This window comes from Rhizobium sp. MHM7A (genome assembly GCF_005862215.1).
In the GTDB taxonomy this organism is placed as follows: domain Bacteria; phylum Pseudomonadota; class Alphaproteobacteria; order Rhizobiales; family Rhizobiaceae; genus Rhizobium; species Rhizobium bangladeshense.
Genome location: NZ_VCHT01000009.1, coordinates 88,657 through 110,829 on the forward strand (window position 1 = coordinate 88,657; position 22,173 = coordinate 110,829).

24 protein-coding genes and 2 riboswitches are annotated in these 22,173 nt (G+C 61.6%); of the genes, 11 read left to right on the plus strand and 13 right to left on the minus strand.

Annotated features, from left to right (window positions below; genetic code table 11):
* Positions 1–45 precede the first annotated feature (45 nt).
* The 5 genes from FFR93_RS25695 to sugE all read left to right on the plus strand — a co-directional run bounded on the left by FFR93_RS25695 (position 46) and on the right by sugE (position 4,679).
* Entirely contained in the window at positions 46–2,055 is a 2,010-nt protein-coding gene (locus FFR93_RS25695; protein WP_138395234.1) for an acetyl/propionyl/methylcrotonyl-CoA carboxylase subunit alpha, read from the plus strand.
* Between the two features lie 75 nt (positions 2,056–2,130).
* Positions 2,131–3,258, plus strand: a complete 1,128-nt coding sequence (locus FFR93_RS25700) for an S-(hydroxymethyl)glutathione dehydrogenase/class III alcohol dehydrogenase (RefSeq protein WP_138395235.1) — start codon at positions 2,131–2,133, stop codon at positions 3,256–3,258.
* On the plus strand, positions 3,258–3,731 hold the full coding sequence (locus tag FFR93_RS25705) for a GNAT family N-acetyltransferase (protein ID WP_138395236.1): 474 nt from the start codon (positions 3,258–3,260) through the stop codon (positions 3,729–3,731). Before FFR93_RS25700 ends, FFR93_RS25705 begins: the two co-directional genes overlap by 1 nt.
* Positions 3,732–3,741: 10 nt before the next feature.
* Positions 3,742–4,200 (plus strand): YaiI/YqxD family protein, encoded by a 459-nt coding sequence (locus FFR93_RS25710; RefSeq protein ID WP_138395237.1) that lies wholly within the window; start codon positions 3,742–3,744, stop codon positions 4,198–4,200.
* A 164-nt stretch (positions 4,201–4,364) separates the two neighbouring features.
* Positions 4,365–4,679, plus strand: coding sequence for a quaternary ammonium compound efflux SMR transporter SugE (gene sugE / locus FFR93_RS25715; RefSeq protein ID WP_138395238.1), 315 nt, complete (start codon positions 4,365–4,367; stop codon positions 4,677–4,679).
* A 49-nt stretch (positions 4,680–4,728) separates the two neighbouring features.
* On the opposite strand, the gene FFR93_RS25720 is transcribed toward sugE, so the two are convergent.
* The 7 genes from FFR93_RS25720 to crcB form a co-directional block, all read right to left on the minus strand.
* On the minus strand, positions 4,729–5,121 hold the full coding sequence (locus FFR93_RS25720; protein ID WP_064705053.1) for a DoxX family protein: 393 nt from the start codon (positions 5,119–5,121) through the stop codon (positions 4,729–4,731).
* 139 nt (positions 5,122–5,260) lie between these two features.
* Positions 5,261–6,793: an acyl-CoA carboxylase subunit beta gene (locus tag FFR93_RS25725; protein ID WP_138395239.1), complete on the minus strand. Its 1,533-nt coding sequence runs from the start codon at positions 6,791–6,793 to the stop codon at positions 5,261–5,263.
* A 35-nt stretch (positions 6,794–6,828) separates the two neighbouring features.
* Positions 6,829–7,287, minus strand: a complete 459-nt coding sequence (locus FFR93_RS25730) for a hypothetical protein (RefSeq protein ID WP_064705055.1) — start codon at positions 7,285–7,287, stop codon at positions 6,829–6,831.
* Between the two features lie 65 nt (positions 7,288–7,352).
* On the minus strand, positions 7,353–8,138 hold the full coding sequence (locus tag FFR93_RS25735; protein ID WP_138395240.1) for an ATP12 family chaperone protein: 786 nt from the start codon (positions 8,136–8,138) through the stop codon (positions 7,353–7,355).
* 9 nt (positions 8,139–8,147) lie between these two features.
* Positions 8,148–8,801 (minus strand): HAD-IA family hydrolase, encoded by a 654-nt coding sequence (locus FFR93_RS25740; protein WP_138395241.1) that lies wholly within the window; start codon positions 8,799–8,801, stop codon positions 8,148–8,150.
* Positions 8,798–9,796: an RluA family pseudouridine synthase gene (locus FFR93_RS25745; RefSeq protein WP_138395242.1), complete on the minus strand. Its 999-nt coding sequence runs from the start codon at positions 9,794–9,796 to the stop codon at positions 8,798–8,800. The genes FFR93_RS25740 and FFR93_RS25745 overlap by 4 nt, the downstream gene beginning before the upstream one ends.
* Before the next feature lie 87 nt (positions 9,797–9,883).
* Positions 9,884–10,261, minus strand: coding sequence for a fluoride efflux transporter CrcB (gene crcB / locus FFR93_RS25750; protein ID WP_138395243.1), 378 nt, complete (start codon positions 10,259–10,261; stop codon positions 9,884–9,886).
* Positions 10,262–10,372: 111 nt separating this feature from the next.
* Here crcB and FFR93_RS25755 point away from each other — a divergent pair, with 111 nt between their 5' ends.
* Positions 10,373–10,639 carry a hypothetical protein gene (locus FFR93_RS25755; protein ID WP_064705060.1) on the plus strand — a complete coding sequence of 89 codons (267 nt, stop codon included), beginning with the start codon at positions 10,373–10,375 and terminating at the stop codon, positions 10,637–10,639.
* Positions 10,640–10,701: 62 nt separating this feature from the next.
* Here FFR93_RS25755 and FFR93_RS25760 read toward each other — a convergent pair whose 3' ends face one another.
* On the minus strand, positions 10,702–11,715 hold the full coding sequence (locus FFR93_RS25760; RefSeq protein ID WP_138395244.1) for a DUF1775 domain-containing protein: 1,014 nt from the start codon (positions 11,713–11,715) through the stop codon (positions 10,702–10,704).
* A gap of 73 nt (positions 11,716–11,788) precedes the next feature.
* Positions 11,789–12,169 (minus strand): hypothetical protein, encoded by a 381-nt coding sequence (locus FFR93_RS25765; RefSeq protein ID WP_138395245.1) that lies wholly within the window; start codon positions 12,167–12,169, stop codon positions 11,789–11,791.
* A gap of 157 nt (positions 12,170–12,326) precedes the next feature.
* Positions 12,327–12,415: riboswitch (glycine riboswitch) on the plus strand.
* Positions 12,416–12,418: 3 nt separating this feature from the next.
* Positions 12,419–12,500, plus strand: a riboswitch (glycine riboswitch).
* Positions 12,501–12,576: 76 nt separating this feature from the next.
* Here FFR93_RS25765 and gcvT point away from each other — a divergent pair.
* The 5 genes from gcvT (at position 12,577) to FFR93_RS25790 (ending at position 18,675) form a co-directional block, all read left to right on the plus strand.
* Positions 12,577–13,713 carry a glycine cleavage system aminomethyltransferase GcvT gene (gene gcvT, locus FFR93_RS25770; protein ID WP_138395246.1) on the plus strand — a complete coding sequence of 379 codons (1,137 nt, stop codon included), beginning with the start codon at positions 12,577–12,579 and terminating at the stop codon, positions 13,711–13,713.
* A gap of 26 nt (positions 13,714–13,739) precedes the next feature.
* Positions 13,740–14,102, plus strand: coding sequence for a glycine cleavage system protein GcvH (gene gcvH / locus FFR93_RS25775; protein WP_064705064.1), 363 nt, complete (start codon positions 13,740–13,742; stop codon positions 14,100–14,102).
* The gene (gene gcvP / locus FFR93_RS25780) at positions 14,102–16,966 is read left to right on the plus strand and encodes an aminomethyl-transferring glycine dehydrogenase (protein ID WP_138395247.1); all 2,865 of its coding nucleotides are present in this window, start codon (positions 14,102–14,104) and stop codon (positions 16,964–16,966) included. Before gcvH ends, gcvP begins: the two co-directional genes overlap by 1 nt.
* 212 nt (positions 16,967–17,178) lie before the next feature.
* On the plus strand, positions 17,179–18,219 hold the full coding sequence (locus FFR93_RS25785) for a GH25 family lysozyme (protein WP_138395248.1): 1,041 nt from the start codon (positions 17,179–17,181) through the stop codon (positions 18,217–18,219).
* A 153-nt stretch (positions 18,220–18,372) separates the two neighbouring features.
* The gene (locus tag FFR93_RS25790; RefSeq protein ID WP_138395249.1) at positions 18,373–18,675 is read left to right on the plus strand and encodes a flagellar basal body rod C-terminal domain-containing protein; all 303 of its coding nucleotides are present in this window, start codon (positions 18,373–18,375) and stop codon (positions 18,673–18,675) included.
* Positions 18,676–18,735: 60 nt separating this feature from the next.
* Here FFR93_RS25790 and sufA read toward each other — a convergent pair whose 3' ends face one another.
* The 4 genes from sufA to sufD form a co-directional block, all read right to left on the minus strand.
* Positions 18,736–19,128, minus strand: a complete 393-nt coding sequence (sufA, locus tag FFR93_RS25795; protein WP_138395250.1) for a Fe-S cluster assembly scaffold SufA — start codon at positions 19,126–19,128, stop codon at positions 18,736–18,738.
* A 112-nt stretch (positions 19,129–19,240) separates the two neighbouring features.
* Positions 19,241–19,621, minus strand: coding sequence for an SUF system Fe-S cluster assembly protein (locus FFR93_RS25800; protein WP_138395251.1), 381 nt, complete (start codon positions 19,619–19,621; stop codon positions 19,241–19,243).
* A gap of 12 nt (positions 19,622–19,633) precedes the next feature.
* The gene (locus tag FFR93_RS25805; protein WP_138395252.1) at positions 19,634–20,875 is read right to left on the minus strand and encodes a cysteine desulfurase; all 1,242 of its coding nucleotides are present in this window, start codon (positions 20,873–20,875) and stop codon (positions 19,634–19,636) included.
* A gap of 13 nt (positions 20,876–20,888) precedes the next feature.
* Positions 20,889–22,163, minus strand: a complete 1,275-nt coding sequence (sufD, locus tag FFR93_RS25810; RefSeq protein WP_138395253.1) for a Fe-S cluster assembly protein SufD — start codon at positions 22,161–22,163, stop codon at positions 20,889–20,891.
* Positions 22,164–22,173: the final 10 nt, after the last annotated feature.

The window sequence follows — 22,173 nt, forward strand, 5'->3', positions numbered from 1 at the left end:
GTTTTATGCGTAAAACTCCGGGACGCATTTCTGGGTGGAGTCTCGATGTTCAAAAAAATCCTGATCGCGAATCGCGGCGAGATTGCCTGCCGCGTGATCAAGACCGCGCGCCGCATGGGCATTTCCACCGTTGCGGTCTATTCGGATGCGGATCGGGATGCGCTGCATGTCGAAATGGCCGATGAGGCGGTGCATATCGGCCCTGCCGCAGCGTCGGAAAGCTATCTGGTCGCCGAGAGGATCATCGCCGCCTGCAAGGCGACCGGCGCCGAGGCAGTGCATCCCGGTTACGGTTTTCTTTCCGAACGCGCATCCTTCTGTGCCGAGTTGGAAAAGCAGGGCATCGTCTTCATCGGCCCGAAGCCGAAAGCCATCATGGCGATGGGCGACAAGATCGAATCGAAGAAATTCGCCAATGCGGCCGGCGTCTCCACGGTGCCCGGCCACCTCGGCGTCATCGAGGACGCCGCGCATGCCGAAGCGATCGCTGGCGAGATCGGCTATCCGGTCATGATCAAGGCGTCCGCCGGCGGCGGCGGCAAGGGCATGCGCATTGCCTGGAACGAGGTCGAGGTACGCGACGGCTTCGAGCGCGCCCGTTCGGAGGCGAAGAGCTCCTTCGGGGACGACCGCGTCTTCATCGAAAAATTCGTCGTTGAGCCGCGCCATATCGAAATCCAAGTGCTGGCCGACGCGCATGGCAATGTCGTCTATCTCGGTGAACGCGAATGCTCGATCCAGCGCAGGAACCAGAAGGTGGCGGAAGAGGCGCCCTCGCCTTTCCTCGACAAAAAGACCCGCAAGGCTATGGGCGAACAGTCTGTGGCGCTGGCGAAGGCCGTCGACTACCAGAGCGCCGGCACCGTCGAGTTCATCGTCGACCGAGACCGCAATTTCTATTTCCTCGAAATGAACACCCGTCTGCAGGTCGAGCATCCCGTGACCGAACTCATCACCGGCATTGATCTCGTCGAGCAGATGATCCGGATCGCGGCGGGAGAGCCGCTCGGATTCGGCCAGGAGGATGTCAGGCTCGAAGGTTGGGCGATCGAGAGCCGGCTTTATGCCGAGGATCCTTACCGCAACTTCCTGCCTTCAATCGGTCGCCTGACGCGCTACCGCCCGCCCGCGGAAGGCAGGACCGGCAACACTGTCGTCCGCAACGATACCGGCGTCTTCGAAGGTGCCGAGATCTCGATGTATTACGACCCGATGATCGCCAAGCTCTGCACCTGGGCGCCGACGCGCAGCGAAGCGATCGAGGCCATGGGACGTGCACTGGACGGCTTCATCGTCGACGGCATCGAGCACAATGTTCCCTTCCTGTCGGCGCTGATGAAACATCCACGCTGGCGCGAGGGCCGGCTTTCCACCGGCTTCATTGCCGAGGAATATCCTGACGGCTTCGCGCCGATAAAGCCGGACCGGCAGGAGGAAGGCACGCTTGCCGCCATAGCGCTGTCTGCCTCGCTTATTGAAGCGAACCGCCGCGAACGTTTCGCCGATCGCCTGCGCGCTGCCTCGGGCGCGCTGCGGGAGGATTGGGTGGTCAAAACAGGCGGGAGCTACGTCGCTGTCAGATTGCTCGATGGCCTCGTCACCATTCCTTTCGATATGGACATGGAGATCGAGGGCGTAAGCCGGAGCGTTGTCACCGATTGGAGACCGGGTGATCCGGTGTGGAGCGGCAAGGTCGGCGGCCAGGATATAGCCGCGCAGATCCGTCCTGTACTCAACGGCCTGCGTATCGACTGGCAGGGACTGTCCGTCACCGTCAAGGTCTTTTCGCCGCGGCATGCGGAACTCGACAGGCTGATGCCCGTCAAGCCGCCGCCGGATACCTCCAAGCTCCTGCTCTGCCCGATGCCCGGCCTCGTCGTGTCCATCGCGGTCGCCGAGGGCCAGGAGGTCAAGGCCGGTGAAACGCTTGCGATCGTCGAGGCGATGAAGATGGAAAACGTTCTGCGCGCTGATCGCGATCTCATTGTCTCCAAGATCAATGCCGCCGCCGGTGAAAGCCTGGCAGTCGACGCCGTCATCATGGAATTCGCTTGAGCCCGGCTCCCCGGCCATGTCAAGCTTGGCCGATAAAGACAGTTGGGCACCGACAAATCAGCAGGAGATAGGACGATGGACGTTCGCGCCGCCGTAGCCGTTCAGGCCGGAAAACCGCTTGAAGTGATGACCGTGCAGCTCGACGGCCCGAAGGCCGGCGAAGTGCTGGTGGAGGTCAAGGCGACCGGCATCTGCCACACCGACGATTTCACCCTGTCGGGCGCCGATCCGGAGGGCCTGTTTCCGGCCATCCTCGGCCATGAGGGCGCCGGCATCGTCGTCGATGTCGGCCCGGGTGTGACCTCGGTCAAGAAGGGCGACCACGTCATTCCGCTCTATACGCCGGAATGCCGCGAATGTTATTCCTGCACGTCGCGCAAGACCAATCTGTGCACCGCGATCCGCGCCACCCAGGGTCAGGGCGTCATGCCGGACGGCACCTCGCGCTTCTCGATCGGCAAGGACAAGATCCATCACTATATGGGCTGCTCGACCTTTGCCAATTACACGGTGCTGCCGGAGATCGCGCTCGCCAAGATCAATCCCGACGCGCCCTTCGACAAGGTCTGCTACATCGGCTGCGGCGTCACCACCGGCATCGGCGCCGTCATCAACACCGCCAAGGTCGAGGTCGGATCGACGGCCATCGTCTTCGGGCTCGGCGGCATCGGTTTGAACGTCCTCCAGGGCCTGCGCCTTGCCGGCGCCGACATGATCGTCGGCGTCGATATCAACCCGGACCGCAAGGCCTGGGGCGAGAAGTTCGGCATGACGAATTTCGTCAATCCGAAGGAGGTCGGCGACGACATCGTTCCCTATCTGGTCAACATGACCAAGCGCAATGGTGACCTGATCGGCGGCGCCGACTACACCTTCGACTGCACCGGCAACACCAAGGTCATGCGCCAGGCGCTGGAGGCCTGCCATCGCGGCTGGGGCAAGTCGGTCATCATCGGCGTTGCCGGCGCCGGCCAGGAAATCTCGACGCGGCCGTTCCAGCTGGTGACCGGCCGCAACTGGATGGGCACGGCCTTCGGCGGCGCCCGCGGCCGCACCGACGTGCCGAAGATCGTCGACTGGTACATGCAGGGCAAGATCCAGATCGATCCGATGATCACCCACACCATGCCGCTCGAAGACATCAACAAGGGCTTCGAGCTGATGCACAAGGGTGAAAGCATCCGCGGCGTGGTGGTCTATTGATGGCTGCAGCCAACTACGGGGTCGATCTCAGGACGCTCGATGAACTCTCCGCACGAGATCTTTACGATCTCATGAGGATGCGCGTCGATGTCTTTGTCGTCGAACAGAACTGCCCGTATCCGGAACTCGATGGCAAGGATATCGATGCTCTGCATCTGCGGCTGCTGGAGGGCGCCGAACTCCTGGGCGCGGCGCGAATCCTGAAACCGTACGAGTCGCAGGATCCGTCGAAGATCGGCCGCGTCGTCGTCTCGCCTGCCCATCGCGGCAAGCGGCTGGGCGATGCATTGATGCGCGAAGCGATCACCGCCTGCGAGCGGCTTTATCCGGCAAATCCCATTGTCTTGTCGGCGCAGGCCCATCTGCGCCGCTTTTACGAATCCTTCGGCTTTGTCGGGACATCGCAGGAATATCTGGAAGACGGCATTCCCCATATCGATATGATCAGACAGCCGGCTAGTCAGCCTGCATGAGGATTTCGCAATGATCTATGTCGACGCCGATGCCTGCCCGGTGAAACCGGAAATCCTGAAGGTGGCCGAACGCCACGGTCTCGAAGTCACCTTCGTCGCCAATTCCGGGCTGCGCCCGTCCCGCGATCCGATGGTCCACAACGTCATCGTCTCCAACGCCTTCGATGCCGCCGACAACTGGATCGCCGAACGCGTGGGCGCAGGTGACGTCGTCGTTACTGCCGACGTGCCGCTTGCTGTGCGCTGCGTCGCGACCGGCGCCTTCGTCAGCGGCCCCACGGGACGTGTCCTCGACGAAACCAATATCGGCATGGCGAGCGCCATGCGCGATCTCGGCGCGCATCTGCGTGAAACCGGCGAGAGCAAGGGTTACAACGCCGCCTTCAGCCCGAAAGACCGCTCGCGTTTCCTTGAAACCTTCGATCGCCTCTGCCGCCGTGCCAAGAATCTTTCCGGCGGACAGCCATGATCCCTTCCGGAAGAGCGCAAGAAACGGGTGGAATGGTGGCCAACGCGATTCGTATCTTGAAGACAGCCGTTCTCTCCATGATATAGGCACTATCGCAGACGACTGCGGCATCCCCAGGATGCAACCGTCGCGGGGACGGCCTCGCTCTTGACAAGGAGAGTCGCATGGCCTGGTTTCTGCTTTTTCTCGCCGGTCTTTTCGAATGTGGCTGGGCGATCGGCCTTAAATTCACAGATGGTTTCACGCGGCCGCTGCCGACAGCGCTGACCGTCATATCGATGGTCGTCAGCATCGTGTTGCTCGGTCTGGCGGTGAAGCACCTGCCGATCGGCACCGCCTATGCGGTCTGGACCGGCATCGGCACGGTCGGCACCGTGATATTGGGAATCTGGCTGCTCGGTGACCAAACAAGTGTCTCCCGTCTTGCCTGCATCACGCTGATCGTCGCCGGCATCACCGGCCTCAAACTCACCGCCTGACCCCGGAAATGCTGCGGGGCGCCGAAGCGCCCCGCAATCAATGTCAGTTTCAAGCCGTCTTGCGGTTATCGACCGCCAAAGCGCCGGGACCGGAGAAGAACAGGTAGAGGAACACGAAGCAGAACAGGATTGCGGCGTCGCCCTGATTGACAGCCGGGAAGAAGCTGTTCGGAGCATGCGCCATGAAATAAGCGACCGCCATTTGGCCGGCCAGCAGGAAGGCAACCGGACGCGTCAGCAGGCCGACCAGAATCAGGAGACCGCCGATAAGCTCCAGAAGAGCGGCGAAAAGCATCAATGGCGGCAGCGGGCCTGACATCTGCGAAGCCGGGAAACCGAAAAGCTTCATCGTACCGTGCTCGATGAACAGTAGCGCGGTCATGATTCTGAGAGCGGCCAGCCCATAGGGGCGATAGGCAGAAAGACGCTCGAAAGTTGACATTAAATCCCTCCTTTAAAAGAATAAGAGCCGAGCGTTAGCTTGTCCCCGGCGCGGATTGAACACACGGATCACTGACGGCCGTTCACATTTTCGACAGGAGGTAAACACTTGACCGGACGGTTTTATTCATCGGCCAATCTCAAAGCGGAATGTTGTCGTGTTTCTTCCAGGGATTGGCGAGATCCTTGTTGCGCAGCATCTTCAGGCCGCGCGCCAGCCGCCGCCGGGTCGAATGCGGCATGATCACCTCGTCGACATAACCGCGTTCTGCAGCGACGAAGGGCGAGAGGAACCTGCCCTCGTACATTTTCGTGTGGGCAGCAATCTTCTCCGGATCGGCGATATCCTTGCGGAAGATGATCTCGACCGCGCCCTTGGCGCCCATCACCGCGATCTGCGCCGTCGGCCAGGCATAATTCAAGTCGCCCCGCAGATGTTTTGACGCCATCACGTCGTAGGCGCCGCCAAAGGCCTTGCGGGTGATGACGGTGAGCTTCGGCACGGTCGCCTCCGCATAGGCGAAGAGCAGCTTGGCGCCATGCTTGATCAGGCCGCCATATTCCTGCGCCGTGCCCGGCAGAAAGCCCGGCACGTCGACGAAGGTGACGATCGGAATGTTGAAGCAGTCGCAGAAACGCACGAAGCGCGCCGCCTTGCGTGAGGCGTCGCTATCGAGCACGCCGGCCAGCACCATCGGTTGGTTAGCGACAAAACCGACGGTGGAGCCTTCGACGCGACCGAAGCCGCAGACGATGTTTTTGGCGAAGCTCTCCTGGATTTCGAAGAAGTCTCCCTCGTCCGCGACCTTACGGATCAATTCCTTGATATCATATGGCTTATTGGCGCTCGCCGGCACCAGTGTATCCAGCGAATTATCAATGTCGGTCACCGACTGGTAACATTCGATCTCAGGCAGCGGCGATGTGTTCGATTGCGGTAGGAAATCAATCAGCCGGCGCACCTGCAGGAGTGTATCGACATCATTGTCATACGCGCCGTCGGCAATCGATGAGCGTGTCGTGTGCACCGTGGCGCCGCCAAGCTCCTCAGCTGTCACAGTCTCGTTGGTCACCGTCTTCACCACGTCGGGACCGGTGACGAACATGTAGGAAGTGTCGCGCACCATGAAGATGAAATCGGTCATGGCAGGTGAGTAGACGTCGCCGCCGGCGCAGGGGCCCATGATGACCGAGATCTGTGGAATGACGCCAGAGGCGAGCACATTGCGCTGGAAGACCTCGGCATAACCGCCAAGTGCCGCCACGCCCTCCTGGATGCGGGCCCCGCCTGCATCGTAGATGCCGACGATCGGCGCGCGGTTCTTCAGCGCCATGTCCTGCACCTTCATGATCTTCTCGGCATGCGCTTCCGAAAGCGAACCGCCGAAGACGGTGAAGTCCTTGGCGAAGACGAAGACCGTACGGCCATTGACCGTACCCCAGCCGGTGACCACACCATCGCCGGCGATACGGCTCTTGTCCATGCCGAAATCGGTCGAGCGATGTTCGACGAACATATCGAACTCCTCGAAGGAGCCCTCATCGAGGAAGAGGTCGATGCGTTCGCGCGCCGTCAGCTTGCCGCGTTTGTGCTGAGCATCGATGCGCTCCTTGCCGCCGCCGAGACGGGCAACGCCGCGGCGGCGTTCCAGTTCTTCGAGAATTTCCTTCATGTGATCTCCCCTCGCCGCTCCTTGTTCGACATACCTCAGCGGCTGCGTCCGCTGAGCGAGAATACTGAGCGTATCCGTGCAGCCACATCCTCGGCGATAATTTCGTCGGCGAGCTTCGGATCGGCGGCCATGCTGGTCACGTCGAAGGCGCTGACGGCGATGACCGAGCCATCCTCGACCGAAGCCGCGTCGACGCTGATCTTGGCGACGTTGCGGTCCTTCTGAAAACCGAGGCCTTTCTGGATGGAAACCACGCGGATCGTCAGCACCACCCGCGGCAGAACGGTGTCTCGCACGGTGGCGTTGATCGCGGCATTGACACGGTCATTGATCCCCGAAAGCAGTTCGGCCGGCATGTTCGGGCCTGAGAGAACGACGGCGCTTCGAACATCGTAAAGCGGGGCCTCCGGCTTATTGGCCGAGAGGCTGACGCAGGCCGTAAGCGCAATACAGATGAGTGCGGCCCGGCAGAAACACGACCTCAGCCAAATCATTGCAAATCCCGCACTCCCCATTGGAGTCGCAGATTTCGTCATAATGCCTGGGAAGGCAATATGTTTCAGGCGCTTAGGGCGAAAAAAACATCGGCTGCAGCTTTGAACTCGACGAAGCGCTTAGCCCGCCGCTCATCGGCCTCCTCATCGCGCCCCCAATGCTCGATCGTCCAGTCTTCGTCGAGATGGGCAAGCGACCATACCTCCTCCATGGTCAGCCGGCCCTCGGCCAAGGCAAGCGCCAGGATCGCCGAGCCGGTCAGCGTCGTGATCGTGTGAAGGGCCGCTAGCGCCATCGGGTTCTGATGCCGCGCGAGCGTGACCGCAAAGGCGGCGGTCGCCTCGCGTGGCTGTTCGTGATGCATGATACCTTCGACGAGGATGAAGCGGGCGCGAAGATCGCTGGCGGCCCAGTCGATAACAGGATCCCACCGCTCGGCCTGGCGCTCGACCAGCCGCTCCGGACCTTCGGCGCGGTAACAGATCAGATCGCTCGAGGAAAAACGCAGTATGTCCTCGAAGATCGCCTGCGTATTGGTGGCAATGCCGTCGATTGCGGTATTGACGAGCCTTGTCACCGGCATGGTGACAGGGTCGATGACCTCGGCCTGCGCGTTCCACTCAGCAGCGACGAGCCGGGCAAGCGCCTCTGTCGGGACTGCGAGAACCAGCCGTGCCGGCGTGCGCACCAGCTTGCCGTCGAGCGTGATTGCAAAACCGCCCTCGTGCTCGGCAATCGCGACATCGACATAGAAACGCTTCGGCAGCGGCTTCTTCATCTGGATCTGCGCGCGGCGGATGGGATCGGGGTGGCTCAGGCCTTCGGAAAGATCGTTTAGAAGATCGCGCATGGCGTCACCTCAGGAAAAATGGCGCAAGATCTCGTTCGGATGATAGGCGATCGCATCGGCGCCGCTGGCGATCAACTCATCCACGCTGGCATAGCCCCAGGCAACACCGATCGCTTTTGCGCCGGCAGCCTTTGCCATTTGCATATCGTAAACCGCATCGCCAATGACAATGGTGTCGGCGGCATTCGTTCCGGTTTCGTCGCAGCATTCCGTCACCATGGCCGGATGCGGTTTGGAGGGGCAATCGTCGGCGGTGCGCGCAACGACAAAATGCTTGTCGAAGCCGTGCGTTTCCATCACGAGGTTCAGCCCGCGCCGGGATTTACCCGTCACCGCGCCGATCAGCAGATCCTCGCGGCCGCTGATCGCGTCGATCATCTCGCGAATGCCGGCAAACAGCGGCTCTTTGTATTCAAGGTCCCTGCGCACGATCGTAAACAGCGATTTGTAATGCGCTGTCATGTCGATATCCTCCTGCTCGACATGCGGCCTGCCTTGGATGCGGGCGATGGCGATATCCAGCGACAGGCCGATAATGGCTTTGGTGTGCTCAAACCGAGGCTCCGCCTTGCCGAACTTCTCGAAGGTGCGTCGCATCGTTTCGTGGATCAGCCCGGCACTGTCGACCAGCGTGCCGTCGCAATCGAAGAGAGCCAGCTTCATGCTTCATCGTCCAGGATGGGAGCCGTATTTTCGTCGAAACCGAGCAGGTTCCAGGTCTGCACCATATGCGGCGGCAAGGGCGCGGTCACGCGCAACCGTCCACCCGAGGGATGAGGGATGTCGATATGGCGGGCATGCAGGTGCAGCCGCTTCTGGATACCGCCCGGAAAATCCCAGTTTGGATCATCGTCGAAATATTTGGGATCGCCGATGATCGGATGGCCGATGTGCAGGGCATGGACACGAAGCTGGTGCGTGCGCCCAGTATAGGGCTCCATCTCCAGCCAGGCGAGACGTTGCGCCGCCGTCTCGACGATGCGGTAGTAGGACACTGCATGATCGGCGCCGTCTTCGCCATGCTTGGCAATGCGCATGCGGTCGCCGTCAGCCGTAGGCTCCTTGACGAGCCAGGTCGAGATCTTGTCCTCACGCTTGCGCGGCACGCCTTTCACGAGAGACCAATAGGTCTTCTTCGTATCGCGCTCCCGGAAGGCGGCCGTCAGCTTCTGTGCGGCACCCCGGGTGCGAGCGATGACGAGTACGCCTGACGTGTCGCGGTCAAGGCGGTGGACGAGCCGTGGCTTCTCACCCTTCGGGCTGGTCCAGGCCTCGAGCATTTGGTCGATATGTCTGGCGACGCCGGAGCCGCCCTGTACCGCAAGGCCTGCCGGCTTGTTGAGGACGATCACCTTTTCGTCTTCGTGCAGCACCATGCGTGACAAGAGGTCGAAATCCGTGGAGTGCTTCAGATCCTTGCCGGCGATCGGCCCGGCTTTCAGCTTGGCGTCGACATCGAGCGGCGGCACGCGCACCGTCTGGCCGGGCTGCACGCGTGCATCCGATTTCACGCGCCCGCCGTCAACGCGGATCTGGCCGGAGCGCAGCAGCTTCTGCAGCGGCCCGAATCCGAGCCCCGGAAAATGCACCTTGAACCAGCGATCGAGCCGCATGCCCGCCTCATCAGGTTCAACTTTGATATGTTCTATGCCAGCCATGATTAGTCTTTCGGAAATTGCAGCGCGGGCCAAGCCGGCGTTCTTGCCGCAGCCTTAGAGCATTTTCATGCAAAACGGAAACCGGAATCAGACCAAGGCACGCATGATGGCGAGGCCCGCGAACACTGCCATCATCGAAAGGCCGACGCTGGCTGCCATGTAGATGCCGCCGGCAACAGCCTCGCCGCGCTCGAAGAGCGAGATGGCGTCGAGCGAAAAGGCCGAGAAGGTGGTGAAGCCGCCGAGAAAGCCGGTGATCAGCAGCAGGCGCAGTTCCAGCGAGGCATTGAACTTCCGCGCGATCAGTTCAGCCAAGACGCCGATGACGAAACAGCCGACGACATTGACGGCGAGAGTGCCCCAGGGGAATGCCGGCCCCATAAGCCTCAGCGCCCATTGGCCGACAAAATATCTGAGGAGGGAACCGATGGCGCCACCGACGGCGACGAGGAGAGCCTGGATCATGGGCGGGATATCCCAGTTTGAGCGATCGTGACGGAATAAATTCTTTCAATTCAGTAAAATGCCAGCGGTTTTCTTATGCCCGTGCCAAGATCCTGTCGATACTGTACCGGCATGACCCAGCTCCTGTCCATTTCGGCAAGCACCGCCGCCATTGCCTTGGAATCGCTGAGAATACCGCAGCGCGTTGCCACGAGCACCGCCGCGCGCGAAGCGCGACGTCTCGCCGACCGGCAATTGAAGGCCGAAGGCACTGAGGGGATCGACGATCCCGCCAGCATTATCCAGTCGACGGAAGTGGCACTCGACCTGATGGAAAAGGGCAACCGCCAGCCCCAGGCAGGTCTCAAGCAGGCACTGCAATCCTACGAGGACGTCTGAGGCAATCGCCATTCCGGCGAAAAACCCTCCCCGCGGGCTTCTCTGCGTCAACCCGCCCGTGCTCACTTGCCTTGTGCCGAAAGTACCTGCAGCACCAGGTCGACCTTACCGGCCTTTTCGAAGGTCAGCGTCACCGGTACTGTGTCGCCCTGCTTGAACGGCGTCTTTACCTTCTGGAACATGAGATGCAAATTGCCGGGCTCCAGCTTCACTGTTTCGCCCGCCGCAATGGCGATGCCGTCCTTCAATTGGCGCATGCGCATGACATTGTCCTTGGTCACCATCTCATGGATCTGAACCTCGCCTGCCGCCGGCGACACTACCGATAGCAGTCGATCATCCATCTTGCCGTTGTTTTTCACAGTGAAAAACCCGCCGCCGACCGGCTGGCCCGGCAGCATCGCCTTGGCGAAGGCGCCGGAGATCTCAAGGTCGCCGGCCTTGGCGGTTTCGCTAGGCGGCGCAGCCGATGTAGCTGACATCTCCATGCCGGTATTACCGGTCATGTCCATCCCGGCCATGTCGTCGTGGTCATGCCCGTGACCTTCCCCAGCAACAATCTTCAGGAGAGGCGCCGGACTTTTAAGGTTATGCGCATCGCCACCTTCCCTAGCCACCTGATCCCAAGCCTCGACCGCGTCGCCGCACATCTGCGTCACCGGAAAGGCAAGCGAGGTCCCCGCCTCGACGCCAGAAACCTTACCCTGGATGACGAAGGTATCGTAGAAATCGTCGGAGAGATTGCCGTTCTTCCAGCGTATCTCGACCGCGCCGGCCTTCACCTTGTCGCCGTGATTGTCGTAGGTCTTCTGGTAATCGCCCTTGAGCACTTCGAGTTCCCAGCCCGCTTTCGGCTGCGGCTTGGCGAAAGCGAAGCCTTCCGGAAGCTTGACCCGCACCTCCGTTGTCGCCCTGCCGTCGCAGCCATGCGGCACCTGCAGCGTCGCGAGAATGGTGCTTTCCTGCGCCGCCTGCTTGTCAAGGAAGCTCACATGCGCCTCGGCGCCGGACGCGGTGACGGAAAGAAGGGCGGCGAGCCCGAAAATCCTGATAGTCTGCGTGTTGATCGGTTTCATCTTATATCTCCTCGCCGGCCGCGGCACGTCTGGCAGGCGGACCGGCATGTTGCATTGGAATAGCGGAGGAAGATCAGACGGAGTTCGGAGGCGCGCGGGAATTCGGGCGGCTGACGGTGTCTGCCCCGGCAATGGCGGCTGTTTCGATCGGTGAATTGGTCAGCGAGGCGAGCTTGCGCTCCAACCATGAACCTTCATCCGGCGTCGGCAGGATCACCGAGGCGGACAGCCGGCAGGCTTCGCAATTCGGCTTGAAAACGACGGTCTTGCCGTCGGCCTCCTTTACGGTGACGCAGAGCGAGGCAAAGGTGCCGTCTGGCAGCATATAGGCCGCAGCATCATAACCATCGGAAGCGGCAGCCTGCGGCACCTGATGGGCAAATCCGAGCAAAAGCAGGCTCAAAGCGCAGAGCATGCGCAGGTCGAGCGTCGCTTTCAGTCCTGTCCGCCGCATAAGAACCCCTTCAACAGCATGTCGCGATAGCCGTTTTCCCGGACAAATGCAAAAGCAGATTTGCCTGAGATCGCGGCCTTCCGCGACCATGGCGACAAAAATTTGTCCGGTCACGACATTTGGCCCTTGCCAAGCGGCATGCCCGCCGGATAATTGCGCCACCCTGTTGGGAGAATCCGGTGCTTAAGCCGCCGGTGCCGAAGGAGCAACCGCCCCGGAAACTCTCAGGCCAAAGGACCAGCAAGGGGCAGACGGAACTCTGGAGAGAAGCGTTCTCGAAACGCTCGCCGAAGGGATAACAATCTCAGGCGTCAAGGACAGAGGGGGCTCAGGAGAGAAGCGCGCAGCCGCGCCTTCAGATTTGAGCCCGCGCCTTTTCAACAAGGCGCAAACCCCGGAGGCGTCGTTTGGACGATACTGCTGCCCTGAAGAAAACCCCGCTGCATGCCCTGCATCTGTCGCTCGGCGCCCGCATGGTGCCGTTCGCTGGGTACGACATGCCGGTGCAATATCCCGCCGGCGTCATGAAGGAACATCTCCATACCCGCACAGAGGCGGGCTTCTTCGATGTGTCCCATATGGGGCAGATCATCGTGAAGGCGAAGTCGGGCAGCTACGAGGATGCGGCGCTGGCGCTCGAAAGCCTGGTGCCGGTCGATATCCTCGGCCTCGCCGAAGGCCGGCAGCGCTATGGCTTTTTCACCGACGATACCGGCGGCATTCTCGACGATCTGATGATCACCCATCTGGACGACCACCTTTTCGTCGTCGTCAACGCCGGCTGCAAGGAGGCCGATTTCGCCCATCTGCAGAACCACATCGGCGACGAGTGCGATATCACGCTTTTGAACCGCGCTTTGATCGCGCTGCAGGGACCGCGCGCAGTCGAGGTTCTCGCCGAACTCTGGGCCGATGTCGCGGCGATGAAATTCATGGATGTGCGCCACTGCCGCCTCCACGACGTTTCCTGTCTGGTCTCGCGCTCCGGCTATAGCGGCGAGGACGGCTTCGAAATCTCCATCCCGGCTGATAAGGCCGAAGATGTCGCCATGCGGTTGCTCGAACATCCCGACGTCCAGGCGATCGGCCTCGGCGCGCGCGATTCGCTGCGCCTGGAAGCAGGCCTCTGCCTTTACGGCAACGATATCGACACGACCACCTCGCCGGTCGAGGCGGCCCTCGAATGGGCGATGCAGAAGGCAAGGCGCGCAGGCGGCGCGCGGGCCGGCGGTTTCCCCGGCTCCGGCCGCATCCTCTCCGAACTCGAAAATGGGGCAGCCCGCCGCCGTGTCGGCCTGAAACCGGAAGGCAAGGCGCCGGTGCGCGGCCATGCCAAGCTCTACGCCGATGCCGAGGGCAAGACCGAAATCGGCGAAGTCACTTCAGGCGGCTTCGGCCCGAGCGTCGAAGGTCCCGTCGCCATGGGCTACCTGCCGATCTCCCATGCTGCGGTAGGCAACCAAGTCTATGCCGAAGTGCGCGGCAAGTTCCTGCCCGTCACCGTCTCTGCCCTGCCCTTCGTTACGCCGACCTACAAACGCTGAACCCGTTTCCCGAAAGGATTTTTTCCATGCTGAAATTTACCGCTGAACATGAATGGCTCGAGCTCGACGGCGATGTCGCAACCGTCGGCATCACCACCTATGCCGTCGAACAGCTTGGCGATCTCGTTTTCGTCGAATTGCCCGAAGTCGGCAAGAGCTTCGCCAAGAACGACGATGCCGCGACCGTCGAGTCTGTCAAGGCAGCCTCCGAGGTTTATTGTCCGCTCGACGGCGAGATCACCGCGGTCAACGAGGCGATCGTCGCCGATCCGTCGCTCATCAATTCCGATCCTCAAGGCGCCGGCTGGTTCTTCAAGTTGAAGCTCAAGAACCCCGCTGATGCTGACGGCCTGCTCGACGAGGCCGCCTACAAGGAGCTCATCGCGTAATGACAACGCCGACCGAATTCCAGTTCACCGACTATCAGCCCTACGATTTCGCCAATCGCCGTCATATCGGCCCCTCGCCGTCCGAAATGACCGAGATGCTGAAGGTGATCGGTTATAACAGCCTCGACGGCTTGATCGACGCGACGCTGCCGCCCGCCATCCGCCAGAAGGCGCCGCTCGTCTGGGGCGCGCCGATGACCGAGCGCGAGGCGCTCGATAAGCTGCGCGAGACCGCCAACAAGAACAAGGTGCTCGTTTCGCTGATCGGCCAGGGTTACTACGGCACGATCACGCCGCCGGTGATCCAGCGCAACATCCTGGAAAATCCAGCCTGGTACACGGCCTATACGCCCTACCAGCCGGAGATCAGCCAGGGGCGCCTCGAAGCGCTGCTGAACTACCAGACGATGATCTCAGACCTCACCGGTCTTGACGTAGCCAATGCCTCGCTGCTCGACGAGGCGACCGCCGCCGCCGAAGGCATGGCGATGGCCGAGCGCGTCTCGAAGTCCAAGGCGAAGGCCTTCTTCGTCGATGCCGACTGCCATCCGCAGACGATCGCTCTCATCCGCACCCGCGCCGAGCCGCTCGGCTGGCAGGTCATCGTCGGCAATCCCTTCACCGATCTCGATCCCGTCGACGTCTTCGGCGCGATTTTCCAGTATCCCGGCACACATGGTCACGTGCATGATTTCACCGGCCTGATCTCCCGCCTGCACCAGACCGGCGCCATCGCCGTGGTCGCAGCCGACATTCTGGCGCTGACGTTGTTGAAATCGCCTGGCGAAATGGGTGCCGACATCGCCGTCGGCTCCTCGCAACGTTTCGGTGTCCCCGTCGGCTACGGCGGTCCGCATGCCGCCTATATGGCCGTCAAGGATGCCATCAAGCGTTCCATGCCCGGCCGACTCGTCGGCGTGTCCGTAGACGCCCGCGGCAACCGCGCCTACCGCCTCTCACTGCAGACACGCGAGCAGCATATCCGCCGTGAAAAGGCGACATCCAACATCTGCACCGCCCAGGTGCTGCTCGCCGTCATGGCCTCCATGTACGCCGTCTTCCATGGACCGAAGGGCATCAAGGCGATTGCCCAGCAGGTGCACCAGAAGGCCGTGCTGATGGCCAAGGGTCTGGAGAAGCTCGGCTATAAGGTCGAGCCGGAAAGCTTCTTCGACACGATCACCGTCGATGTCGGCCATATGCAGGGCCTGATTTTGCGCGCCGCTGTCGCCGAAGGCGTCAATCTGCGCAAGGTCGGCGAGACCAAGATCGGCATGAGCCTCGACGAACGCACGCGGCCTGCGACACTCGAAGCCGTCTGGCGCGCCTTCGGCGGCAGTTTCGCGATCGCAGATTTCGAGTCTTCCTATCGCCTGCCGAAGGGCCTGCTCAGGACCAGCGATTATCTCACCCACCCGATCTTCCACATGAACCGGGCCGAAAGCGAAATGACGCGTTACATCCGCAGGCTTTCCGACCGTGATCTCGCGCTCGACCGCGCGATGATCCCGCTTGGCTCCTGCACGATGAAGCTGAATGCGACAGCGGAAATGCTGCCGATCACCTGGCCGGAATTTTCCGACATCCATCCCTTCGTGCCCGCGGACCAGGCGCTCGGCTACCGCGAGATGATCGATGACCTCACGGAAAAGCTCTGCGCCGTGACCGGCTACGATGCCTTTTCCATGCAGCCGAATTCCGGCGCTCAAGGCGAATATGCCGGCCTGCTGACGATCCGCAACTACCATATCGCCAACGGCCAAGGCCACCGCGACGTCTGCCTGATCCCGACCTCCGCGCACGGCACCAACCCTGCCTCGGCTCAGATGGTCGGCATGAAGGTCGTGGTCGTCAAGGTCCGCGAAAATGGCGACATCGACATGGACGATTTCCGCGCCAAGGCTGAGGAGCATGCGGCCAATCTGTCCTGCTGCATGATCACCTATCCCTCGACCCACGGCGTGTTCGAAGAAACAGTCAAGGAAATCTGCGATCTGGTGCATCAGCACGGTGGTCAGGTCTACCTCGACGGCGCCAACATGAACGCCATGGTCGGGCTGTCCCGACCCGGTGACATCGGCTCCGACGTCTCCCACCTCAACCTGCACAAGACCTTCTGCATTCCGCATGGCGGTGGCGGCCCCGGCATGGGCCCGATCGGCGTCAAGGCGCATCTGGCGCCCTACCTGCCAGGCCACCCGGAAACCGACGGCCGTCCGGGTGCGGTTTCGGCGGCAGCCTTCGGCTCGGCATCGATCCTGCCGATTTCCTGGAGCTACTGCCTGATGATGGGAGGCGAAGGCCTGACGCAGGCGACCAAGGTGGCGATCCTCAACGCCAACTACATCGCCAGCCGGCTGAAGGGCGCCTATGACGTGCTCTACAAGTCGCAGACCGGCCGCGTCGCGCATGAATGCATCATCGACACCCGCCCGCTGGTCGACAGCGCAGGCGTGACAGTAGACGATGTCGCCAAGCGCCTGATCGATTGCGGCTTCCATGCTCCGACGATGAGCTGGCCGGTCGCCGGCACGCTGATGATCGAGCCGACGGAAAGCGAGACCAAGGCCGAACTCGACCGCTTCTGTGAGGCGATGCTGGCGATCCGCGAGGAAGCGAGAGCCATCGAGGAAGGCCGCATGGACAAGATCAACAACCCGCTGAAGAACGCCCCGCACACGGTGGAAGATCTCGTCGGCGAGTGGGATAGACCCTATAGCCGCGAGCAGGCCTGCTTCCCGCCCGGCGCCTTCCGCGTCGACAAATACTGGTCGCCGGTCAACCGGGTCGACAATGTCTATGGCGACCGCAACCTCATCTGCACCTGCCCGCCGGTCGAGAGTTATGCGGAGGCTGCGGAGTAACATGAAGTCCGCAAGCCCCTCCCGCCAGTGCGGGAGGGGCCGCCTGCAGTTCGGCCTTTCATGCGCCGCGCGGGCTCGACCCGACGCAGCCATTCCGTAGCACGCGATTCAAATTCAATCTTTCTTAGCAAGTCTCTGTTAGCAATTCGAAATGGGCGGTTTCCATTCATCATGGATGTTGCCGTCGATCTCTGTTTTGCGTGCGGGTTCCTATGCGTCCATCGGCTGTGCCAGCAATTCTCCTCGCCACCCTGATCCTGTCGGGATGCGCCGCAAGTTCCGGCGCCGAAGATGTGCTCAGCCCTGTGCCTTCTGCGGAAACCACCAATGCGATCACGAAGCCGAGCGGCCCGATTCCGGCTGCTGCCGTGGGTGGTCCTGTCCCGCAGGCAAGCAAGCCGCAGCAGGCGTTGAGCTGGACCGGACCGGTTCCGGAGCCGCAGGCGCTCGTACCGGCGGACGGCGCAGTCGGCATGCCGATGCCGACGGAACGCCCCGTTGCGATGCTTATGCCGGCCGAACCGGGGATCGATCCCGATGCAGGCCCGAAATCGCCGACACGCTCGCGAATTTACGGCCACCGCTTCCGCGATGCCAAGCCGATCAATTTCGGCAAGATTTCACCGAGAAAGCTTGCCGTGCATGGCGTCGACGTCTCGCGCTGGCAGGGCGAGATCGACTGGGAGACGCTGCGAAAGCAAGGTGCGAACTTCGTCTACATAAAGGCAACGGATGGCGGCGATCACCTCGATCCGATGTTCAAGAAGAACTGGCGCCGCGCCAGGGAGGCCGGACTGAAGCACGGCGCCTATCACTTCTTCTACTGGTGCCGAACTGCCGGCGAACAGGCCGACTGGTTCATTCGCAATGTGCCAAAGGACGCCAACGCGCTTCCGCCTGTCATCGATGTGGAATGGAACGGTGAGTCGAGCTGCAGCCAAAGAATCTCCCGCAAGCGCGTTCTGGAGAAAATGCAGGTGTTCCTGGACAAGGTGGAACGCCATTATGGGCAGCGTCCGATCATCTATACCGCGCCGGACTTTTACCGCGACAATTTGAAGGGCGAACTGCTCGATTATCCCTTCTGGCTACGCTCGGTCGCCGCCCATCCGTCCAAGGTCTATCCCGGCCGCAAGTGGGTCTTCTGGCAGTATTCCGGCTCCGGCCTCTCCGACGGCGTCGATGGCAAGATCGACCTCAACGTCTTTAACGGCAGCGAAAGCGACTGGCACGACTGGGTGGCGTCTCGATAGCAGGCCGGCTCACATTCCTCCTTCTTGTCCCGGCTCGAGACAAAGGTGGCACGAAGCCCGCGCTTGCCCATCTTTTGCTAACGCTACGCCTTCAGCAATCCCTAAACCATTGCAGATAAGAGCGTTCCATCCAGACTCTTTAGGAAACGGCTGATGAGCATATCGGGCATCACCAACATTGCTCTTTCGGGAATGCGGGCGCAGACGGCGCGGGTCGGCGCCATCGCCAACAACATCGCAAACAGCAGCACGCCCGATTACGCCAGGCTCAACACCAGCCTCACCTCCACCGAGCCGGGCGTTCGAGCCATAGTCGAGCCTACGACGCTGAATGTTGACCTCGCCACCGAGCTGACCACCATGATCGAAGCCGAGCAGAGCTACAAGGCGAACGCCGCGATCTTCGAAACCGGCGCCGATATGTGGGAAATGCTGATGAGCATCAAGCGCGACTGAGCACGCCGATACTTCATCAGCGATTGGCTGGCGGAGAATTCTGGTCAGTCTGACCGGCTGTCAGGAATGCGCCGGCTCGACCTGGCGCTGTGCGGCAAGGGCCGCGAGATCGGCGGGTTTCAGCTCGACGGATTCGCCGCAGCCGCAGGCCGATGTCTGGTTCGGATTGGTGAAGGTGAAGCCGGAGCGCAGCGTCGTCTGCTCGAAGCCCATTTCGGTGCCCAGCAGGTAAAGCACGGCTGAGGGTTCGACCCAGACCCTGGCGCCGTCACGCTCGATCAGATCGTCCTTGGCATTCGGCTCGGTCACCAGATCGATGGTATATTCCATCCCGGCGCAGCCGCCCTTCTTGATGCCGACCCGCACACCCTTGGCTTCCGGCCCGGAATTCTCGACGATCGCCTTGACGCGGGCCGCAGCCCCGTCCGTCATGCTCATCACTGCAAAGCCCATCGGCTTCATCTCCTTCCGCAACCGGGGTCAAGATCCGGTGCTTCGTGAATCAAATGTAGTCGCCCGAGGTAAACGGATCAATACCGCGCGGGGTACTGCGTACTAGCGCAGCTCAGTACCAGCCGACGGCGACCTGCGCCTCTTCGGACATGCGGTCCGGTGTCCACGGCGGATCGAAGGTCATTTCGACCTCGACCCCCGACACGCCTTCGACGGCGCCGACGGCATTTTCCACCCAGCCCGGCATTTCACCGGCGACCGGGCAGCCGGGAGCGGTCAGGGTCATCATGATCTTCACCATCCGGTCGTCCTCGATGTCGATCTTGTAGATCAGGCCGAGTTCGAAGATGTCGGCCGGGATTTCCGGGTCGTAGACAGTCTTCAGCGCGCCGATGACGTCGTCGCTGAGCCGTGCCAGTTCCTCTGCCGGGATGCTCGAATGCACGATGCCTTCGCGCACGTCGATCTTTTGTTCGCTTTCGTCCAGGCTCATCACGGACACTCCTCAGGCAAAGAACTTGCGCGCGTAATCAAGCGCATCGGCCAGCGCATCGACCTCGGCACGGGTATTGTACATGCCGAAGGATGCACGGCATGTGGAGGTGACGCCGAAGCGTTTCAAGAGCGGCATGGCGCAATGGGTACCGGCCCGCACGGCAATGCCCTGCCGATCGATCACCATCGAGACGTCATGGGCATGGATGCCCGCCAGTTCGAAGGAGAAGATGCTCCCCTTGTCGGGCGCAGTCCCGAACATCCGCAGCGAATTGACCGACCTGAGGCGCTCGGCAGCGTAAGCCGCAAGACCGGCCTCATGGCGGGCGATCGCCTCACGGCCGATCTTCTCCATGTAGTCGAGGGCGTTACCGAGCCCGATCGCCTGGACGATCGGCGGCGTGCCGGCTTCGAAGCGATGCGGCGGATCATTGTAGGTGATCGCATCCTCGGCAACTTCGAAGATCATCTCGCCGCCGCCCTGGAAGGGGCGCATCTCTTGCAACCGCTCCTTCTTGCCGTAAAGCACGCCGATTCCCGACGGTCCGTAGAGCTTGTGGCCGGTCATCACATACCAGTCGCAATCGATGTCCTGCACGTCGACGGGCAGATGCACGGCGCCCTGGCTGCCGTCGATCAGCACCGGAATGCCGCGTTCATGCGCGATCCGGCAGACTTCCTTGACGGGAACGATCGTACCAAGCGCATTCGACATATGGGTGATGGCGACAAGCTTGGTGCGCTCCGTCAGGCTCTTCTCGAAATCCTCGATATGGAAGGCGCCTTCTTCGTCGACCGGGACCCAAACCAGCTTGGCGCCCTGCCGCTCGCGGATGAAGTGCCAGGGCACGATATTCGAATGGTGCTCCATGATCGTCAGAACGATTTCGTCGCCTTCGCCGATCTTGGGCATGCCCCAGCCATAGGCGACGGTGTTGATCGCCTCCGTCGAATTCTTGGTGAAGACGATGTCGTTGACATCAGGAGCATTGAGGAAGCGGCGAACCTTCTCGCGCGCCGCCTCATAGGCATCGGTCGCGGCATTCGAGAGATAGTGGAGGCCGCGATGCACATTGGCATACTCGTGGCTGTAGGCATGCGAGATGGCGTCGATCACCACCTGCGGCTTCTGGGCCGAGGCGCCATTGTCGAGATAGACCAGCGGCTTGCCGTGCACCTTCTCCGCCAGGATCGGAAAATCCTGTCGGATGGCTTCGACGTCGTACTCAGTGGCCGGCACAATCTTGTCCATGGCTGTGATCCGATCAGGCGTGCTTTTCGAGCCAGGCCGAAATCACGCTTTCCAGCGCTTCGACCAGGGCCTCGTCTTCCAGTTCCTCGACGATTTCGGCGACGAAGGCGTTGACGAGCATCGCCCGCGCCTTGTTTTCCGGAATGCCGCGCGCCATCAGGTAATAGAGATGGTTGGCGTCGATATCGGTCACCGTCGCGCCATGGCCGCATTGGACGTCGTCGGCGAAGATCTCGAGCTCCGGCTTGACCGAGAACTCGGCGTCGTCGGACATCAGCAGCGTATTGCAGGCCATCTTGGCGTCGGTCTTCTGGGCGTCTGGCGCAACCCGGATCATGCCCTGGAATACGCCCTTGGCGCGGTCAAAGACGACGTTGCGGATCACTTCGGTAGAGCCGGTATGCGGTACGTCGTGGCCAAGCACCATCGTCACGTCGGTATGGCTCTCGGCCCCGAGCAGGTTGATGCCGCGTAGCGTCAGATCGGCGCCCTCGCCCGTCACCTTGATATGCAGTTCCTGGCGCACCAGCTTGCCGCCGGCATTGATGACGAACAGGCGAAGCTTGGCATCGGCGCCGAGATCGACGCGGATCTGGCCGAGATGCGTATCCTCGGCGCCCTGCTGCTGCAGGATGATCCAGGTCAACTCTGTACCTTTGCCGACGGTGATGTCACTGATGTGGGACACCAGGGCGGCATCACCCGTCACTGCGCGGTGACGCTCGATGACAGTTCCTTTGATACCAGCGCCGAAGGAAACGGGAAGGCGCGTATGCGTCTGCCCGCCGGCATGGATGAACTGGATTTCAAGCGGGTTTTCAAGCTCGGTATCGGCAGGCACGTCGACCACATAACCGTCGCGCACGAAGCTGCCATTGATGCGGCCGACCGCATCGTCGCTGCCCAAAGCATCCAGCCCATCAGCAGCGGAGCCGTCGAGCAGATGTTCGCAATAGGCGGAAAGACCAAGGCCATTGGCGATAGCCTTCGGGTTGGCATGGCCCTGGATCACCGCCAGCACCGTAGAGCCGGCAACGATCGGCTCTAGTGCGCTGGAGCCGGCATCACCCACTTGCACCGGCACGGCGCGCAGCAGATTCTTCAGGTCGGTATAGTGCCAGGCTTCGATGCGGCGCGTCGGCAGGCCGGCCTTCTTGAGGTCGTCGAGAAGCCGGTCACGCAATGCCGTCACTGCGCCATTGCCGGGCAGGTCGCCGATCTGCTGGTTGAAGGCCTCAATCAGCGCCGTTTCGGCCGCGGTCAGGCGGCTCGTCGTCTGCATGTTCATGGACGTCGTC

Coding starts and splice junctions, on each gene's coding strand:
- FFR93_RS25695 (WP_138395234.1), top strand. CDS start 46: ATGTTCAAAAAAATCCTGATCGCGAATCGCGGCGAGATTGCCTGCCGC.
- FFR93_RS25700 (WP_138395235.1), top strand. CDS start 2,131: ATGGACGTTCGCGCCGCCGTAGCCGTTCAGGCCGGAAAACCGCTTGAA.
- FFR93_RS25705 (WP_138395236.1), top strand. CDS start 3,258: ATGGCTGCAGCCAACTACGGGGTCGATCTCAGGACGCTCGATGAACTC.
- FFR93_RS25710 (WP_138395237.1), top strand. CDS start 3,742: ATGATCTATGTCGACGCCGATGCCTGCCCGGTGAAACCGGAAATCCTG.
- sugE (WP_138395238.1), top strand. CDS start 4,365: ATGGCCTGGTTTCTGCTTTTTCTCGCCGGTCTTTTCGAATGTGGCTGG.
- FFR93_RS25720 (WP_064705053.1), bottom strand. CDS start 5,121: ATGTCAACTTTCGAGCGTCTTTCTGCCTATCGCCCCTATGGGCTGGCC.
- FFR93_RS25725 (WP_138395239.1), bottom strand. CDS start 6,793: ATGAAGGAAATTCTCGAAGAACTGGAACGCCGCCGCGGCGTTGCCCGT.
- FFR93_RS25730 (WP_064705055.1), bottom strand. CDS start 7,287: ATGATTTGGCTGAGGTCGTGTTTCTGCCGGGCCGCACTCATCTGTATT.
- FFR93_RS25735 (WP_138395240.1), bottom strand. CDS start 8,138: ATGCGCGATCTTCTAAACGATCTTTCCGAAGGCCTGAGCCACCCCGAT.
- FFR93_RS25740 (WP_138395241.1), bottom strand. CDS start 8,801: ATGAAGCTGGCTCTCTTCGATTGCGACGGCACGCTGGTCGACAGTGCC.
- FFR93_RS25745 (WP_138395242.1), bottom strand. CDS start 9,796: ATGGCTGGCATAGAACATATCAAAGTTGAACCTGATGAGGCGGGCATG.
- crcB (WP_138395243.1), bottom strand. CDS start 10,261: ATGATCCAGGCTCTCCTCGTCGCCGTCGGTGGCGCCATCGGTTCCCTC.
- FFR93_RS25755 (WP_064705060.1), top strand. CDS start 10,373: ATGACCCAGCTCCTGTCCATTTCGGCAAGCACCGCCGCCATTGCCTTG.
- FFR93_RS25760 (WP_138395244.1), bottom strand. CDS start 11,715: ATGAAACCGATCAACACGCAGACTATCAGGATTTTCGGGCTCGCCGCC.
- FFR93_RS25765 (WP_138395245.1), bottom strand. CDS start 12,169: ATGCGGCGGACAGGACTGAAAGCGACGCTCGACCTGCGCATGCTCTGC.
- gcvH (WP_064705064.1), top strand. CDS start 13,740: ATGCTGAAATTTACCGCTGAACATGAATGGCTCGAGCTCGACGGCGAT.
- gcvP (WP_138395247.1), top strand. CDS start 14,102: ATGACAACGCCGACCGAATTCCAGTTCACCGACTATCAGCCCTACGAT.
- FFR93_RS25785 (WP_138395248.1), top strand. CDS start 17,179: ATGCGTCCATCGGCTGTGCCAGCAATTCTCCTCGCCACCCTGATCCTG.
- FFR93_RS25790 (WP_138395249.1), top strand. CDS start 18,373: ATGAGCATATCGGGCATCACCAACATTGCTCTTTCGGGAATGCGGGCG.
- sufA (WP_138395250.1), bottom strand. CDS start 19,128: ATGGGCTTTGCAGTGATGAGCATGACGGACGGGGCTGCGGCCCGCGTC.
- FFR93_RS25800 (WP_138395251.1), bottom strand. CDS start 19,621: ATGAGCCTGGACGAAAGCGAACAAAAGATCGACGTGCGCGAAGGCATC.
- FFR93_RS25805 (WP_138395252.1), bottom strand. CDS start 20,875: ATGGACAAGATTGTGCCGGCCACTGAGTACGACGTCGAAGCCATCCGA.
- sufD (WP_138395253.1), bottom strand. CDS start 22,163: ATGAACATGCAGACGACGAGCCGCCTGACCGCGGCCGAAACGGCGCTG.